Genomic DNA, 431 nt, shown 5'->3' on the forward strand with positions numbered 1-431 from the left:
GACGACGAAGTGTTCTTCCTTGCCGCCCGCCGGGATATTCGCGCGGTAATGAGTGAGCTGCGCCGGGTCGAGCGGGATTTCCGTCGCGTCGTGATCGCTGGGGGTGGCAATATCGGCGAGCGGTTGGCGGAGCATTTGGAGCATAGCCACCAGGTCAAGATCATCGAGCACAGCCTGGAGCGCTGCACCACCCTTTCTGAGCGGCTGGATCGCACCGTGGTGCTCCACGGCAGCGCCACCAGCAAGCGCTTGCTGGAAGAGGAGAATATCGAAGAGTGCGATATTTTCTGCGCGCTGACCAACGACGACGAGGTCAATATCATGTCGTCGCTGCTGGCTAAGCGCCTAGGGGCGAAGAAGGTGCTGACGCTGATTAACAACGCCGCTTACGTGGATTTGGTGCAGGGCGGCGAGATCGATATCGCCATTTC

Annotated in this window: 1 protein-coding gene; it reads left to right on the forward strand. The window is 59.9% G+C overall.

Annotated elements, in window-relative coordinates:
• Positions 1-431: NAD-binding protein (locus tag HZU72_RS23605; RefSeq protein WP_180096384.1), on the forward strand; the 431-nt coding region annotated here is incomplete at both ends.

Source organism: Vreelandella sedimenti (genome assembly GCF_013416325.1).
GTDB lineage: Bacteria > Pseudomonadota > Gammaproteobacteria > Pseudomonadales > Halomonadaceae > Vreelandella > Vreelandella sedimenti.